This window comes from Indioceanicola profundi, from assembly GCF_003568845.1.
Classification (GTDB): Bacteria; Pseudomonadota; Alphaproteobacteria; order Azospirillales; family Azospirillaceae; genus Indioceanicola; species Indioceanicola profundi.
On the sequence record NZ_CP030126.1, the window covers coordinates 3,035,568 to 3,051,333 of the forward strand.

Below are 15,766 nucleotides of genomic sequence, written 5' to 3' on the forward strand. Positions count from 1 at the left end.
TGTCGCCCTTATCCCAGCTGATGCCGAAGCGCCGGGCCGCCTTCAATAGGCCCCGTCCGCCGTCTCCACCGGCGCCGTGTCCTCCCCGCCGGATGCGGGCGGGAGGGAGACCATCATGGGCTCCATCTCCTCGGCCGGGGCGTCGGGATCGGCGGGCGTCACCCGCAGCACCATCTCCTTCCCGTCGCGCAGCAGCACGGCGCGGTCGAAATCGCGCAGATCGTTGACCCGGATCAGGTTGCGCAGGGCGGCGATGTAGTCCTGCCCGCGTTCCGAATAGCGCTCGATATGGGCGGCCAGCTTGTAGCCGTCGACCGGCTGCCCCTTGCTGCGCATGGAGGCGCGCTGGCGGCGGAAATCCAGATAGGCGCGGTGGGTGTTGAGGTTGTGCATGTAGGACTGCACGCTGGACGACAGGTCCTCGAAGCTGCGGAAGCGGTGCCGCTCCCCGGCCTGCCGGTTGCGCGGCACGATCCCGCTGTGCTGCGCGCTCCAGGTGAGCTGGCCGAACAGGGCGTTGCCCTGCTGGGCGAAGCGCGACGTGCCCCAGCCGCTCTCCTCCGCCGCCTGGGCCAGCGTGAGGGAGACCGGGACGATGTCCACCCGGCGCAGCAGCAGCTTGGTGTCGACGATACCGTTGTTTTCGATGCCATATCGCCCCGCCAGCCGGGACAGCCATATCTGGTCGCGCGGGCTCAGCGTATAGCCGGCCTCCATCAGCGCATGCAGACGCTGCAGCCGTGTCCGGTCCCGCTCGATCCGCTCATTGGCCATCAGGATCAGCGGCAGCATGGTCTTCAGGAACAGGTCCTTGCGCTCGTCCGGGGAGACCATGTCGGCCATGTCGCGCGGCATGCTGGCCAGCCGCAGGCGGGGCACCGGAAGATCGCCCTTCCGGACCGCCTCGATCCGGTAATCCTGGCTGCGGAACATGGTCAGCAGGGTGGGCGCGTCAAGGCGCACCTCGGCGACTTCGGTTACGGCCGCCTCCTCAGCCGGTTCTCCCAGTGGCGCCACGGGCGTTCCCTGGGCGGCCAGATCGGCCATGCGGACCACCGGCGCCTTGACCGTACGGTCGAAGGGCAGCTTACCGGTTCCGGCGGCACTCCACATCGTCAGCGGCGCGCCCACCAGCAAAGTCAGCGCAATCGCGCAGAGCGTGGGCCATCGGGGGCCGTTACGGCCCTCCATCTCCATCGGCATGAGCAAACGCTCCGTCCCTATTCCAAGCCTGGGGATTCGGGCGGTGCCGGGGGTGGAACCCGTCTGCCTTCATCCAGTGCCGGAACCGCAGTCCGGTCGTCCGCCCCATCTCACCCCAGCAGCCTGGCTCCAGCCCCGAAGACGGGGCCGCCTCCCCAGGTGCCGCCGGCCTGCCTGCCGTTGGGCGGCATGCAGGGTATGGGCGGCTGCCCGGCTGCTCAATGGTTCGGACCTAATGGTACGATCCCAGGGAACGATGAACGCACCGGTGTCAGACCGGTGAATGGCAGGTCCGACATGCACGGACTCCGCCTCGATCCTTCGATCCCCGACCTCTCGGTACCTTCCCAATCGGGCCTCTTTATGGCAGGCCCGAAGTGGGTAGGTGGGGGCAGACTACCGGATCTGCCGGACTTCGACAACCTCCGGAATGTAGTGCCTCAACATGTTCTCAATCCCAGCCTTTAGGGTAGCTGTCGAGCTCGGGCAGCCGGCACAGGCTCCCTTCATGGCGAGATAGACCACGCCCTTGTCGAAACCGTGGAAGGTGATGTCGCCGCCATCCTGCGCCACGGCCGGGCGCACGCGCACATCCAGCAGCTCCTTGATCTGGGCGACGACCTCGTCATCATCCTCGCTGGCCACATGGCCGTCATCGGCCTCGTCCAGCAGCACGGGGCGGCCGGCGGCGAAATGCTCCATGATCGCGCCGAGGATGGAAGGCTTCAGCAGGTACCAGTCGCGCCCTTCCTCCTTCGTCACAGTGACGAAGTCGGAGCCAAGGAAGACCCGGGTGACACCCTCCACCTCGAACAGACGCTGCGCCAGGGGGGAGCGGTGGGCGCCGCCGGCGTCGGCGAAATCCGCCGTGCCGCGGCCCAGCACTTCGCGGCCGGGCAGGAACTTCAGCGTGGCCGGGTTCGGGGTCTCTTCGGTCTGAATGAACATGGCGACTGCACCTTCTTGTCTCTGCCGCCGCCCGTGCCGGCATGAAGCGCGGAGCTGATGCCGATGGCGCGCGGTGGCGGTTGACATCGAAAGTGGGCAGTATGCCGGCAGAGATCAAGTTTCCTACCGCGGCATGGCCGGAATGCCAGCCATCCCGGTTACCGGACCGGGCAGGACGGACGGATCGGGAACAGGCGCCATGGCCGATGCGGTTGAACAGGGCGAAGAGGTCAGAACCCCGGGTGGAAGCGTGGTCTTCGAGCCGTCGCCGCGGGCGGCCCGCGCCATGGCCTGGCTGCTGACGGCAGGATCGGAGTCGGCCAATCTGTCTGACCTGCTGACGCTGCTGGCCGGGCATCTGCGCGATGTCGGCGCCCCGCTGGATCGGATGACCCTGCATATCCGTCTTCTTCATCCGCAAATCCGCAGCCTGATCTATGTCTGGCGCTCGGGCGAGCAGGCGGTGGAGGTGATCGAGCGCAAACATGGGGTGGAGCTGACGCCCGCCTTCCGGAACAGCCCCATCGCCGCCATCACGGAGGGCGGGGCGGCAGGCGTGCATGTGCCCATCGGCCGCGTCCCGCCGCCCTATCCCTTCGAAATCCTGGACGAGTTGAAGGAGCAGGGCTTCACCGATTACGCTGCCATGGCCATGACCTTCTCCAGCGGCCGCCGCAACGTGGCGACCTTCGCCAGCAGGGCGCGGGAGGGGTTCAGCACGGACGACCTGACGCTCCTCTACGACATCCTGCCCGCGCTCAGCTCCTTGGTGGAGGTACGGGCCCTGCGACTGCTCACCACAAACCTGCTGGACGTCTATGTGGGGCGGGAGGCCGGGCAGCGCATCCTGAACGGCGATATCCGGCGCGGCACCGGCCTCACCGTTTCCGCCGTGCTCTGGTACTGCGATCTCCGGGGCTTCACCGGCCTGGCGGACCGGTTGCCCATCGACCAGCTCATCGCCCTTCTGAACAACTATTTCGACATTATGGGCGGCGCTGTCGCGCGGCGCGGGGGCGAGGTGCTGAAATTCATCGGCGACGCCATGCTGGCCATCTTCCCCGTCGGGGAGGGGGACGGCGAGGTCCGCCACAAATGCGCCCTGGCCCTGGATGCGGCAGAGGAGGCCATCGCCGGCATGCGCCGCATCAACGCGCAACGTGCCGCCTGGGGCCAGCCGCAGCTCGGCGCCGGCATCGCCCTGCATCTGGGCGACGTGCTGTACGGGAATATCGGGGCCACCGACCGGCTGGACTTCACCGTGATCGGCCCGGCCGTCAACCTGGTGACCCGGCTGGAGGAACTGACCCGCAACCTGGACCGCCAGCTCCTGACCTCGGCCGAATTCGCCCAGGCCCTGGCGGACAGCGACCGGGCCGACGCCCTGACCAGCCTTGGCCAGTACCCGGTGAAGGGGCTGGGCTATCAGGTTGAGGTGTTCGGCCGGTCGGAAACAGCGCGGGCGCGGTAACGGCGCTCCGCCATTATTCTCAATCCGGCGTGGAAGGAGCGAGCCCGCCATGAAACCGGACCATCCTTTCCGCCGCACAGAGCCATCAAGCTATCTTCTATTTCGCTTTATGATGTGGCTCTGGCAGCCGCATGCACACTGGCTCTCTGCCTCATAAAGTCCTCATCCTATTGGTCCTGTGGTCGGCTTCTCCGCTCCACGGGGCAGGCTCGGCCGGCGGTGCGGGAGCAGATTTCGTCGGGTGAGGCGGCTGCCCGGACATCGCGGACCAGATTGGTTAGACCCTCGATGAAGTCGGCGTGGGTCCCGACTTCCGGCACGGCCACGAAGTGGGGCACGCCGCTGCGCAGGGCGAAATCCCGGTAATCCCGGCCGATCCCCGGCAACTCGCCGGAGCCGCCGGAGACGGAGCTGATCGGGACCAGCACAAGCGGAACCCTGTCAAGGCCGGCCCGCTCAATCTCCGTTTCCACCGTGGAGCCGATGCCGGTCCGCAGGCCGGCCAATGGCTCATGGCAGAGCGCCCAGTCCAGTCCGGGCATGGCCAGCGCGTCCATGATGGCCTCCGCAGTCCGTTCGCACTGCCGGCCATAGGCACCATCGCCCCGATGCGGCAGGCCCCGGGCGGAGAACAGGAGGCGGGGGGTCCCGTGCGCTGCTGCCGCGGCCAGCCCCCAGCGCGCCAGATTGGCGACGCCGCGCACGAAGCCCGGTTCGACAGGGAAGCAGCAGATGGTGCGCGTCGGCTTCTCCAGCCCCGCCGCCAGCGCCGCCCGTCGCCAGTCCCGCAGGGCGGAGCCGGTGAAGGTGGCTGAGAATTGCGGGCGGAGCGGCAGCAGGACCAACTCGTCCGGGTTCCAATCCTTGACCGCCAGGGCCGTTTCGCTGCTTCGCGGGTGCCAGTAGCGCATGGCCACGAAGGTGCGGACCTCGCCCTCATCCCACAGGGCTTCCTCGAGTGCCCTGGCCTGCGCCTCCGTGCCCGCCAGGATGGAGCTGACGCCAGCCCCGCCGCCCTTCGCCAGCCGGCGCGCGGACAGGTGGGCTGCCAGGAAGCGCAGCGGTTGCGGCAGGCGCAGGATGGCCGGATCGTGGAACAGGTTGAACAGGAACGGCCGCACGGCATCCGGCCCATCGGGCCCGCCCGTATTCAGCAGCACCACGGCGACGCGCCGCCGGCGATCCTGCCGCGACACGCCAAGCCCGGACATCAGGGGCTCACCGGCGGGTTTGAAGGGGGCGGGCAGGCTCACCATCGGCCTCGACAAGGGCGGAAGCCTTCAGTCTCCAGCGCCTGCCGCCGCAAATCAACCACTACCGGAAGTCGCCGGACGACTCGGTATATGGGTAAATAAACCTAGAGCCGGAGGCGGGTAGGCTGAATCCGTCACCGCCCGCCGCGGATCATCTCCGCCAGCCGGCTCACATGCTCCGGCGGGGTCTCCTTGATGATGCCGTGGCCCAGATTGAAGATGAAGGGTCCGTTCCGGAATGCCCCCAGGATCGCCCCCACAGCCTCCTCCATGGCTTTGCCGCCGGTGAGCAGGAGGACGGGGTCCAGATTGCCCTGGACGCACAGGCGGGGCTGCAATCGGCTTGCAGCCCATTCCAGGGGCACCGACGGGTCCAGCGAGACGGCATCCACGCCGGTCCGCTCCACATAGCGCTCCAGATTGAGGCCGGCCTGCCGCGGGAAGCCGATCACCGGCAAGCCCGGATGCAGCTTTTTCAGTTCCTGGACGATGTGCCTAGTCGGCTCGATCGACCAGCGGTCGAACCCGGCGGCGGGAAGAGCGCCCGCCCAGCTGTCGAAAAGCTGCACGACCTCCGCACCCGCCCGCACCTGGGCCGACAGATAGGCCACGGTGGCGTCGGTCACGATGTCGATCAGCCGGCCGAACCCCTCCGGATCGCCGAATGCCCAGCGTTTCACATGCTGGTATTCCTTCGATCCGCCGCCCTCCACCATGTAGCAGGCCACCGTCCAGGGGGAGCCGGCGAAGCCGATCAGGGCCGTCTGGCGGAAATCCTGGTCCAATGCCGCCCGGATATTGGCAACCGTCTCGTAGACCGGCTGCGCCTTCGCATGCAGCCCATCCATATCCAGCCGGGCGAGGCCGGCCGCATCCCGGATCGGGTCCAGCTTCGGCCCTTCGCCCTCCGCGAATTCCAGATGCTGGCCGAGGGCCCAGGGCACGATCAGGATGTCCGAGAACAGGATCGCCGCATCCATCCCATAGCGGCGCAGCGGCTGCAGCGTCACCTCGCAGGCGAGGTCCGGCTTCCTGCACAGATCCAGGAAGCTGCCGGCCTGCCGCCGCGTCTCCCGATATTCCGGCAGATAACGCCCGGCCTGGCGCATCAGCCAGAAGGGCGGGCGCGGCTGCGCCGCTCCTCCCAGGGCTTTCAGGAAGGGCTTTTCGGTACCGGCGAGGGGGCTGGTCATCGGGCTTGGTCCACGGGTTTCGTCCACGCCCCTTTTACCTTGAGTCTCTTTGTTTAAGGAATGGGGGTGGTAGTGGGTCCTGTGGATAACGGTAATTCCGACTCTTGCCCAGATTCGTCCACAGCAAGCGGGATCGGGCGAGTTGGCCGGAAAAGCCTGTGGATATTTCCTGGGGTATCGCGTCCGGCCCCGCGCCTGCGCTAGAGTCCGGGAAAGGATGAGTCCTGGGGACTGCGGAAAATCGGCTTCCGAGTCGTCCCGGATTCACCGGCAAACCCGACAAGCCATGCCCGCTCGGCCAAAGCCATGGCACAAGGGAATGGGGAGCGGGGGGCGATTGTTGTGCCCTTGCCGTTTTTCCCGACTTATCCCCGTTCGCTCCGGAGATGCGCACCGCACATGGACCAGACCAAGATCTTCCATCTCCACCTCGTCTCCGACGCGACGGGGGAGACCATCCATTCCGTGGCGCGCGCCTGCGTCAGCCAGTTCGACCGCATCGAACCGGCGGAGCATTTCTGGAACTTGGTCCGCACGGACCGGCAGCTCGATCTGGTGATCGAGGGCATCCGGGATAATCCGGGGCTGGTGATGTTCACGCTGGTGAACGACAAGCTGCGCCGACGCCTGCAGGACACCTGCCGGGAGCTGTCGGTACCCTGCATTCCCGTGCTGGACCCGCTGATTGCCGCGCTCGGCGCCTATCTGGGCCTGGAAAGCCAGAGCCAGCCGGGCCGCCAGCATGCGCTGGACGCCGAATATTTCGGCCGCATCGACGCCATGGACTACGCGCTCAACCATGATGACGGGCAGAGTTCCTGGGACCTGCACGAGGCCGATGTGATCCTGGTGGGCGTGTCCCGCACCTCCAAGACCCCGACCTGCATCTATCTGGCCAACCGCGGCATCAAGGCGGCCAATGTCCCCTATGTGCCGGGCGTGCCGCCGCCGGCAGAGCTGGACGAGCTGAAGCGGCCCCTGGTGGTCGGGCTCACCAAGGATGCCGAGCGGCTGATCCAGATCCGTCGCAACCGGCTGCGCCTGCTGAACCAGGGGGAGGAGACCAGCTACACCGATCCGGAGCAGGTGCGGGCGGAGCTGACCGAGGCGCGGCGCTATTACAGCCGCCGCGGCTGGCCGGTGATCGACGTTACCCGCCGCTCCATCGAGGAGACGGCGGCGGAAATCCTGATGCTGCTGGCCCGCCGCCGCCCGTCGGCCGCCGCGGCAGCGGCGGCCCAGGCGGCATCCGCCACGCTGTCGACCGGCGCGGATATCGTTCCGCCGCCCGAGGAGAAGGGGCAATGAGCAACAGGCTTTCGGACGTGCCGGTGATCCTGGCCTCCGGCAGCGCCACCCGCCGCCGCATGCTGGAGCAGGCCGGGCTGGAGGTGATCGCCGACGCGCTCGCCGTGGATGAGGAGGAGGTGAAACTCTCCTGCAAGGCCGCCGGGCTGAAGCCGGAGGAGGTGGCGGAGGCGCTGGCGGAGCTGAAGGCCAGCCGGATCGCCCGCCGCTATCCCGGCGCACATGTGATCGGCGCCGACCAGATGCTGGAATGCGGCGGGGAGTGGTTCGACAAGCCTGTGGACAGGGAGTCCGCCCGCCGGCAACTCCAGGCCCTCTCCGGCCGCACCCACAGGCTGATCTCCTGCGCCGTGGTCATGCATAACGGCGCCCGTATCTGGCACCATGTGGACCACGCCACCCTGACCATGCGGGAGCTGTCACCGGAATTCCTGGACCGCTATCTCGACTCGGCCGGTCCGGCGGTGCAGGGCTCCGTCGGCGCGTATCATCTCGAAGGGCTGGGCGCGCAACTTTTCGCGCGGGTGACGGGGGACTTCTTCACCGTGCTCGGGCTGCCCCTGCTGCCGCTGTTGGATTTCCTGCGGGTCCGGGGCGTGCTGCCGCGGTAGCGGCACTGCCGGGCTTTCCCCCAATTGCCGGGCGGCTTACGATCCGGCGGAGAGGGAAGAGACAGGAAGGCGCACGGCATGATCCTCACGGGCAAGGCCAGGATTGCGGGGGTGATGGGCTGGCCCGTGGGCCATTCCCGCAGCCCGCGGCTGCACGGCTTCTGGCTGCGGCAGCACGGCATTGACGGGGCCTATGTGCCGCTGGCCGTTCCGCCCGACCGGGTGGAGCAGGCGATCCGTGCCCTGCCGGCCCTGGGCCTGCGCGGCTGCAACGTCACCGTCCCGCACAAGGAGGCGGCGCTGCGCGCCGTGGACAGGCTGGACCCGGTGGCCAAACGCATCGGGGCGGTGAACACCATCCTTGTGCATGAGGACGGCACGCTGGAAGGCCGCAACACCGACGGCTTCGGCTTTGTGGAAAATCTGCGAGAGGGCGCGCCAGGCTGGCGCGCCGATGCCGGGCCGGCGGTGGTGCTGGGGGCCGGCGGTGCGGCCCGTGCCATCCTTGTGGCGCTGCTGGAGGAGGGGGCGCCGGAGATCCGGCTGACCAACCGTACCGCGGCCCGGGCGGAAGAGCTGGCCGCGGAGATCGGCGGCCCGATCCGGATCGTGCCCTGGGAGCGACGGGCCGATGCCCTGTCGGGCGCCGCCCTGCTGGTGAACACCACGACGCAGGGCATGACCGGCCAGCCGGCGCTGGAGATCGAGCTTTCCGATCTGCCCGCCACGGCACTGGTGACGGACATCGTCTATACGCCGCTGGTGACGCCGTTGCTGGCCGCGGCGCAGGCCCGCGGGAACCCCGTCGTGGACGGGATCGGCATGCTGCTGCACCAGGCCCGCCCCGGTTTCGCCGTCTGGTTCGGACTTGATCCACAGGTAACGCCGGAACTGCGCCGCTTCGTGCTGGAGGGCGCATGACCGGGCCCGTAGGTCGCAAGAAGCGAAGCGGATTGCGACGGGCGACCGGCGGGATCGTCGCAATCCGACCTTCGGCCTTCTTGCGACCTACGGATCGAGCTATCCCGTCATGATCGTCCTCGGTCTCACCGGCTCCATCGGCATGGGGAAGAGCACGGCAGCCGGGATGCTGCGCCGGCTGGGCTGCCCGGTGCATGATTCGGACGCGGTTGTCCACAGGCTCTATGCGCGGGGCGGAGCGGCGGTGCCGCTGATCGCCGCGGCTTTTCCGGGCACTGTGAAAAACGGGGCCGTGGACCGGGTGGCGCTATCCGCCGCCGTGATGAACGATCCACAGGCTTTCCACAGGCTTGAACACATCGTCCACCCGCTGGTGCGGGGGGAGGAGCAGCGGTTCCTGCGCCGCTGCGCCATGCGCCGGGTTCCGGTCGCCGTGCTGGATATTCCGCTGCTGTTCGAGAGCGGGGGAAGGGCGCGTGTGGACCGGGTGGCGGTGGTCTCCGCGCCCGCCTTCATCCAGCGCGCCCGGGTGCTGGCCCGGCCGGGCATGACGGAGGCGAAGTTCCGCGCCATCCTGGCCCGGCAGATGCCGGATGTGGAAAAGCGCCGCCGCGCCGACTATGTGGTGCCCACCGGCCTTGGCCGCCGCAAGACCTTGCTGGCGCTGCGCCGGATCGTCACAATGCTGAAAGGCCGGCGGGGCCGGGTCTGGCCGCCGCGGGGCCATGTTCCGACAAGGATTGGTGGATAGCCCATGCGCGAGATCGTGCTGGATACGGAAACGACGGGCGTGGACGCCTTGAACGGCGACCGGCTGGTGGAAATCGGCTGCGTGGAGCTGTTCAACCATGTCGCCACCGGCAACACCTACCATGTCTACATCAACCCGGAACGGGACATGCCGGAGGAGGCGTTCCGCATCCACGGCCTGTCCAACGAGTTCCTGTCCGACAAGCCCCTGTTCAGCGAGGTGGTGGGCGAATTCCTGGAGTTCATCGGGAACGACCAGCTGGTTATCCACAATGCCGGCTTTGATATCGGCTTCATCAATGCGGAGCTGCGCCGCATCGGAATGAAGAGCCTGTCCAACCCGGTGCTGGATACGGTGGTGATGGCGCGCAAGCGCTTCCCTGGTGCGGCCGCCAGCCTGGACGCGCTCTGCCGCCGGTTCGAGATCGACAATTCCAACCGCACCCTGCACGGCGCGCTGCTGGACAGCGAGCTGCTGGCGGAAGTGTATCTGGAGCTGCTGGGCGGACGTCAGCCCGACCTGGTGCTGGCCGGGTCGGAGGCGGCACGGGATGCCGCCATCCGCGTCGAGCGCCCCCGCCGCGAACCCCGCCCGCACCAGCCCCTGCCGGAGGAGCTGGCCGCGCACGAGGCCTTCCTGAAGGGCTTCAAAGCCGCACCGCTCTGGTTCGCGGAGACGAAGGCGGAGTGACGCCGTAGGTCGGCCGCCGAGCGAATGCGAGGCTCGACATGACAGGGCCGGAAGTCGGGCTTCGCTAAGCTCAGCACCGACCTACGCCTCGACCAGCGGCAGGTCCGTCTGTGAGAAGTCGTTGCCCTTGAATAGCAGGGGGGCCCCGGCTGCCTTGGCCAGCGCATAGACGAAGCAATCCCCGAAATTCAGCGCCGCCGGATGGCGCCCGCGCCCGAAACGCTGGAAGGCTTGGCGGGCCAGCTTCGCCTGCTCCACCGTGACGGGCTCGATCATCAGGCCGAGCTGGGCGATGGCGACATCCAGTTCGCGGCCGTCAATCGTGCTGCCAACCCTGTCCACCTTCAGCGCAACCTCCATGTAGGAGGCGGCCGACAGCCTCGGGTTCGGCGCGTCGGCGATTGCCGCCATGAAGCGTTCACGCTCATCTTCTCCGGCGAGGATCGCGATCAAGGCGGAACTGTCGACGATCACCGAGGCGCCCCATCCTCGTCATAGAGCCAGCTCTCATCATGCAGGCTTGCGAGCTGTTCGGGCGTCAGGCCGGCCTTGAACCGTTCCGAGATTTCCCGGACGCGCTGCAGCCGTGCTTCCCGTTCCTCCGGGCTCCAACGGCCCTTGGCCGCCGGCATCCGCTCCAGCCGCTCCTTCAGCGAGCTTTTCACCGCATCCGCCACGGACATGCCGGTGCGCGCGGCCAGCTCTTCCGCAAGCCGGGCGGCTTCCTCGTCCTCGATGACAAGGCGGGTGATCTTGTTCATGGGTACGGCACTCCACGGACGGGCCTCAGGATAACACCCATCGCCCCGTCCGTGGAGTCGCTGCCGGGATCAGGGCAGCAGCACGGTGGAGCCGGTGGTCTTCCGGGCTTCCAGGTCGCGGTGCGCCTGGGCGGCCTCGCGCAGCGGATAGGTCTGGCGGACATCGATCTTCACCCGTCCGTCCTGGACAACGGCGAACAGGTCGTTGGCCGTGTCCACCAGCTCCTGGCGGGTGGAGGTGTAGTTCGCCAGGGACGGGCGGGTGATGAACAACCCGCCCCGCTGGGCCAGCATGTTCAGGCTGAAGGGCGGAACCGGGCCGGAGGCGTTGCCGAAGCTGACCATCATCCCCCGTGGGGCGAGGCAGTCCAGGCTGGTTTCGAACATGTCCTTGCCCACACCATCATAGACGACGGGCACGCCCTTGCCGCCGGTGATCTCCTTCACCCGCTCGACCACATTCTCCTCGCGGTACAGCACCGGATGATCGCAGCCATTGGCGCGGGCCAGCTCGGCCTTTTCCTCCGACCCCACCGTGCCGATCACGGTGCAGCCCAAGGCCTTGGCCCATTGGCAGGCGATCAGCCCGACGCCGCCGGCGGCGGCGTGGATGAGGATGGTCTGGCCGGCCTGCACCGGATATGTCCGGCGCAGCAGATACTGCACCGTCATGCCCTGCAGCATCATGGCCGCCGCCGTCCTGTCCTCCAGCCAGTCCGGCAGCTTCACCAGGCGCTCGGCGGGGAACAGCCGGGCCTCCGAATAGGCGCCGATGGGGGCGGTGCAATAGGCCACCCGGTCGCCTTGCTTCAGCTCGGTCACACCTTCGCCGACCTCCTCCACCACGCCCGCGGCTTCCAGCCCCAGGGTGAAGGGCAGCGGCTGTGGATAAAGGCCGGTGCGGTGATAGACGTCGATGAAATTGAGACCGACCGCCGTGTGGCGCAGCCGGACCTGACCCGGACCGGGGGAGCCGACCTCCACCTCCTCCCAGACCATGGCTTCGGTGCCGCCGGGGGTATGGATGCGCATCGCGTAGGGCATGGGGGCGTTCCTTACTTCAGGTGCTCGGCGAAAAAGGCGGCGGTGCGCTCATTGGCGATCCGGGCGGCTTCCGGGTCCCAGTGATTGCCGTTGGTGCGGGCGAAGGCGTGGTCCTGGTCCGGGTAGCTGTGGATCGTGACCATGCGGTTGTCCGCCAGCGCGGCCTTGATCTGGGCCTGCGCCTCCGGCGGAACGAACTGGTCCTTGCCGCCCATATGCATCAGCAGCGGGCAGTCGATGGCCGTCGCCTCGTCCAGGTTCTTCTCGATGCCGACGCCGTAATAGGCGACATTGCAATCGGCGTCGGAGCGGGTGGCCATCAGATAGGCCAGCTTGCCGCCCATGCAGTAGCCGACGGAGCCGACCTTGCCGGTAACGCCCTTGTAGCCGCGCAGGAAGTCCAGCGTGGCGACCAGATCCTCCACGCCCTTGGCCTCGCTGAAGCCCTGGTAGAGCTGGAAGGCCTTCTGCCACTCCGCCTCGGTCTGGTCGGTGAGGTTGATGCCCGGCTCCTGCCGCCAGAACAGGTCGGGGCAGATGGCGAAATAGCCCTGTGCCGCATACTCGTCGCACTGGCGGCGGATCTGGTCGTTGACGCCGAAAATCTCCTGGATCACCAGGATGCCGGGGCCGCTGCCGGATGCCGGCTCCGCCACATATGCGTAGAAACTGCCGCCATCGCCGGCCTTGATGGTCACGTCGGTCATGCCTGCCCCCCTTGGACGTTCTTCGCTGGTGGTCTCTCTCCGAAGCGCCGCCGGCATGGCCGGGGCGGGAATAGTTAACCAGGGCTGAACGATACAGGCGGAGCGGTTTGTTGTCACGGCACCGGGACCGGTGGTAACCCGATCTTCTCGAAGCATCTCCGTGGCTTGCCTGTTGCCCATCATTCCCTTTCCATGAGGAGGCGCACCATGGATGACAACGCCACCGCGACAAAGCCCAGCCTGTTCATCAGCCGCACCTCCCCCTATGCCCGCAAGGTGCTGGTGGTGGCGCATGAGAAGGGCATGGCGCACGACCTCGCCATCGTGGAGGTCGACCCCTGGACCAGCCCGGCGGAGCTGCTGGCCGCTAATCCCCTGTCCCGCATCCCCGCCCTGGCGCTGGCCGACGGCTCCGCGCTGGTGGAGAGCTGGGTGATCGCCGATTACCTGGACCATGTCGGGCCGGGTGCGAAGCTGCTGGCGCAGACGGGGCCGGTGCGGCTCGACGCGCTGAAGCTGATGGGTATCGCGCAGGGCATGATCGATGCCGCCTATACGGCCGTGCTGGAGAACCGCCGGCCGGAGGCGCAGCGCTCCGCCGACAAGCTGGCCCGCCATGCCGACGTGATCCGCCGCGCGGTGGCGCATCTGGATCAGCGTTTCACGTGGAACACGCCCGACCCGGTGGACCCGCTCGGCATGGGCGACATCGCCGTGGCCACCGCCCTCTCCTATCTCGATTTCCGCCATGCGGATCTGGGCTGGCGGGAGCTGGGGGAGAATCTGGCGGCCTGGTACGATGTGGTGCGGGAGCGGCCGAGCTTCCGCCACACCGATTTCGGCTGAGCTGCCCCTACCCCCTGATCTTCTCCCGCAAAGCCTCCGGCTCTGTCACCGGGAGGGAGCAGCTCATCTCCCGGCAGACATAGGCGGCGGCCGCCTCGTCCACCGGTCCCTTCCCCGCCGCCGGATGGCCGTCCGGCAGCGCCGTGCCCGGACCGATCGGCGTCAGGACCAGGTTGGGCTGGCTGACGGAGACGGCGGCCCGCAGCAGGTCCTGGGTATCCGGCGCATCCGGATCGCCGGCCACCACCACCTGCACCGCCTGCTCCAGCAGGTCCAGATTGTTCAGATAGTTGGTCAGGGGGAAGAAGTTCCGCGCCAGCTCCCCGCTGAAGGCCGTGACCAGCGCATCCGCCCGGTCGCGGTAGGCCTGATCGCCGGTCAGGTACCAGAGCCTGGCCAGCACGCCCAGCATGGTGCCGTTGCCGCTGGGCACGGCATTGTCCTGGGCGTTGCGGGGCCGGACGATCAGGTCCATGGCATCGTCCGCCACCAGGAAATAGCCGCCGCCGGCATCGTCCCAGAAATGCCGGTCGCAGACCGCCGCCCATTGGCGGGCCTGGTCCACATGGCTCCAATCACCGGTCACCTCGAACAGGGCCAGTGCCGCGCGGGCCATGTTGGCGTAATCGTCCAGCGTGCCGGAATGCTTCAGGATGGCGTTGCGCCAGGAATGGTGCAGCCGCCCGTTCATCTGCATGTGGTCGCGCACAAAGGCGAAGGCGGTTGCGGCGGCATCGATCCAGCGCGGTTCCCCGAACACCGCCCCTGCCCTGGCGAGTGCCGCTATCATCAGCCCGTTCCAGTCGGCTAGCACCTTGTCGTCCCAGCCGGGGCGCACCCGCCTTTCCCGCGCCTCGAACAGGCGGGCGCGTAGCGCTGCGAGCCGCCCCTCCTCCTCGTCCCCCAGCCAGTCGGGATGGCGCAGACGGTTGGGGATGTTCGTGTGCTCCCAATTGCCAGCCGCGGTGATGTCGTAGACCTCGCAGAAGCGCCCGGCGTCGGCGCCCAGCAGGCCGGTGACCTCCTCCAGGGACCAGACATAGAACCGGCCCTCCTGCCCCTCGCTGTCGGCGTCCAGCGTGGCGGCGAAGCCGCCGCCCGGCCTTTCGCCCCTGCCGGAGATCATTTCCCGCAGCACCCAATCCGCCGTTTCCCGCACCCGCGCGGCGAACAGGGGATTGCCGGTCTCCTGCCATACCGTGGTGAGCAGGTCGATGAGCTGGGCATTGTCGTACAGCATCTTCTCGAAATGCGGGACCAGCCACTCCCGGTCGGTGGAGTAGCGGGCGAAGCCGCCGCCCAGATGGTCGTAGATGCCGCCCTGGCACATCCAGGTCAGGGTGGCGGTCACGGCGGTGTGGAAATCCTGCCGGCGGGTCCGCAGCCAAGCGCGCCACAGCAGGTCGAAGATGCCGGTCTGGGGAAATTTCGGCGCGTCCCCGATACCGCCATGGACCGGGTCCACCTCCCGCAGCAGCCGGTCGGCCACCTGGTCCAGGACGGCGGGGTCCACCGCACCGCCGGGCCGGTTCTGCGCCAGCTTCTCCAGCGCGTCCTTCAGCGCGCTGACATTGCGGGCCACCTTGTCCGGCTCCTTGTGGAACGTGTCCGCCACGCCGCGCAGCACGTCCGGGAAGCCGGGCCGGCCCCATTTCGTTTCCGGCGGGAAATAGGTGCCGCCCCAGAACGGCTCCCCCTCCGGCGTCAGGAACATGGTCAGCGGCCAGCCGCCCTGCTGGCCCAGCAGGGACAGGGCGGACTGGTAGATCTGGTCCACATCCGGCCGCTCCTCCCGGTCCACCTTGATGTTGACGAACAGTTCGTTCATCAGCCCGGCGATGGCCTCATCCTCGAAGCATTCATGGGCCATGACATGGCACCAGTGGCAGGCGGCATAGCCCACGGACAGCAGCACCGGCTTGCCCTCCGCCCTGGCGCGGGCGAAGGCCTCCTCGCCCCAGGCCATCCAGTGGACCGGGTTCTCCGCATGTTGCAGCAGATAGGGGCTGGTCTCCTGCCCGAGCTGGTTGCCGGATCCGTTCGCTGCCATCGCCATGCT

General features: G+C 67.9%; 16 protein-coding genes. 7 read left to right on the forward strand and 9 right to left on the reverse strand.

What is annotated here, in order from left to right; translation table 11 throughout:
* Nucleotides 1–42: 42 nt before the first annotated feature.
* Nucleotides 43–1,203: a glucosaminidase domain-containing protein gene (locus tag DOL89_RS14535; RefSeq protein ID WP_119679795.1), complete on the reverse strand. Its 1,161-nt coding sequence runs from the start codon at nt 1,201–1,203 to the stop codon at nt 43–45.
* Between the two features lie 396 nt (nt 1,204–1,599).
* Nucleotides 1,600–2,151 carry a NifU family protein gene (locus DOL89_RS14540; RefSeq protein WP_119679796.1) on the reverse strand — a complete coding sequence of 184 codons (552 nt, stop codon included), beginning with the start codon at nt 2,149–2,151 and terminating at the stop codon, nt 1,600–1,602.
* Between the two features lie 199 nt (nt 2,152–2,350).
* On the opposite strand from DOL89_RS14540, the gene DOL89_RS14545 reads away from it, so the two are divergent.
* Nucleotides 2,351–3,622: an adenylate/guanylate cyclase domain-containing protein gene (locus DOL89_RS14545; protein ID WP_119679797.1), complete on the forward strand. Its 1,272-nt coding sequence runs from the start codon at nt 2,351–2,353 to the stop codon at nt 3,620–3,622.
* A gap of 167 nt (nt 3,623–3,789) precedes the next feature.
* Here DOL89_RS14545 and hemH read toward each other — a convergent pair whose 3' ends face one another.
* Both hemH and hemE read right to left on the reverse strand, forming a co-directional pair.
* On the reverse strand, nt 3,790–4,890 hold the full coding sequence (hemH, locus tag DOL89_RS14550; protein WP_225889812.1) for a ferrochelatase: 1,101 nt from the start codon (nt 4,888–4,890) through the stop codon (nt 3,790–3,792).
* Between the two features lie 119 nt (nt 4,891–5,009).
* Complete coding sequence (hemE, locus tag DOL89_RS14555; protein WP_119679798.1) at nt 5,010–6,068, reverse strand: uroporphyrinogen decarboxylase; 1,059 nt, start codon at nt 6,066–6,068, stop codon at nt 5,010–5,012.
* Between the two features lie 399 nt (nt 6,069–6,467).
* Between hemE and DOL89_RS14560 the strand changes: the two genes are divergently transcribed.
* From DOL89_RS14560 to dnaQ, 5 genes are all read left to right on the forward strand, one after another.
* The gene (locus DOL89_RS14560; protein ID WP_119679799.1) at nt 6,468–7,376 is read left to right on the forward strand and encodes a pyruvate, water dikinase regulatory protein; all 909 of its coding nucleotides are present in this window, start codon (nt 6,468–6,470) and stop codon (nt 7,374–7,376) included.
* Entirely contained in the window at nt 7,373–7,987 is a 615-nt protein-coding gene (locus DOL89_RS14565; RefSeq protein WP_119679800.1) for a Maf family protein, read from the forward strand. Before DOL89_RS14560 ends, DOL89_RS14565 begins: the two co-directional genes overlap by 4 nt.
* A 78-nt stretch (nt 7,988–8,065) precedes the next feature.
* A complete protein-coding gene (locus DOL89_RS14570) occupies nt 8,066–8,908 on the forward strand; it encodes a shikimate dehydrogenase (protein WP_119679801.1) in 843 nt (280 codons plus the stop codon).
* Between the two features lie 109 nt (nt 8,909–9,017).
* Nucleotides 9,018–9,659 carry a dephospho-CoA kinase gene (gene coaE / locus DOL89_RS14575; protein ID WP_119679802.1) on the forward strand — a complete coding sequence of 214 codons (642 nt, stop codon included), beginning with the start codon at nt 9,018–9,020 and terminating at the stop codon, nt 9,657–9,659.
* Between the two features lie 3 nt (nt 9,660–9,662).
* Nucleotides 9,663–10,349, forward strand: coding sequence for a DNA polymerase III subunit epsilon (gene dnaQ, locus DOL89_RS14580; RefSeq protein ID WP_119679803.1), 687 nt, complete (start codon nt 9,663–9,665; stop codon nt 10,347–10,349).
* A gap of 81 nt (nt 10,350–10,430) precedes the next feature.
* Here the strand turns inward: dnaQ and DOL89_RS14585 are convergent, their stop codons facing one another.
* The 4 genes from DOL89_RS14585 to DOL89_RS14600 all read right to left on the reverse strand — a co-directional run bounded on the left by DOL89_RS14585 (nt 10,431) and on the right by DOL89_RS14600 (nt 12,861).
* Nucleotides 10,431–10,823, reverse strand: coding sequence for a type II toxin-antitoxin system VapC family toxin (locus DOL89_RS14585; RefSeq protein WP_119679804.1), 393 nt, complete (start codon nt 10,821–10,823; stop codon nt 10,431–10,433).
* The gene (locus tag DOL89_RS14590) at nt 10,820–11,110 is read right to left on the reverse strand and encodes a type II toxin-antitoxin system VapB family antitoxin (protein WP_119679805.1); all 291 of its coding nucleotides are present in this window, start codon (nt 11,108–11,110) and stop codon (nt 10,820–10,822) included. Before DOL89_RS14590 ends, DOL89_RS14585 begins: the two co-directional genes overlap by 4 nt.
* A gap of 69 nt (nt 11,111–11,179) precedes the next feature.
* Nucleotides 11,180–12,154, reverse strand: a complete 975-nt coding sequence (locus DOL89_RS14595) for a quinone oxidoreductase family protein (RefSeq protein ID WP_119679806.1) — start codon at nt 12,152–12,154, stop codon at nt 11,180–11,182.
* 11 nt (nt 12,155–12,165) lie between these two features.
* Nucleotides 12,166–12,861, reverse strand: coding sequence for a dienelactone hydrolase family protein (locus DOL89_RS14600; RefSeq protein ID WP_119679807.1), 696 nt, complete (start codon nt 12,859–12,861; stop codon nt 12,166–12,168).
* A gap of 207 nt (nt 12,862–13,068) precedes the next feature.
* Here DOL89_RS14600 and DOL89_RS14605 point away from each other — a divergent pair, with 207 nt between their 5' ends.
* A complete protein-coding gene (locus DOL89_RS14605) occupies nt 13,069–13,707 on the forward strand; it encodes a glutathione S-transferase family protein (protein ID WP_162937536.1) in 639 nt (212 codons plus the stop codon).
* Between the two features lie 7 nt (nt 13,708–13,714).
* On the opposite strand, the gene DOL89_RS14610 is transcribed toward DOL89_RS14605, so the two are convergent.
* A complete protein-coding gene (locus DOL89_RS14610) occupies nt 13,715–15,757 on the reverse strand; it encodes a thioredoxin domain-containing protein (RefSeq protein ID WP_119680454.1) in 2,043 nt (680 codons plus the stop codon).
* Nucleotides 15,758–15,766: the final 9 nt, after the last annotated feature.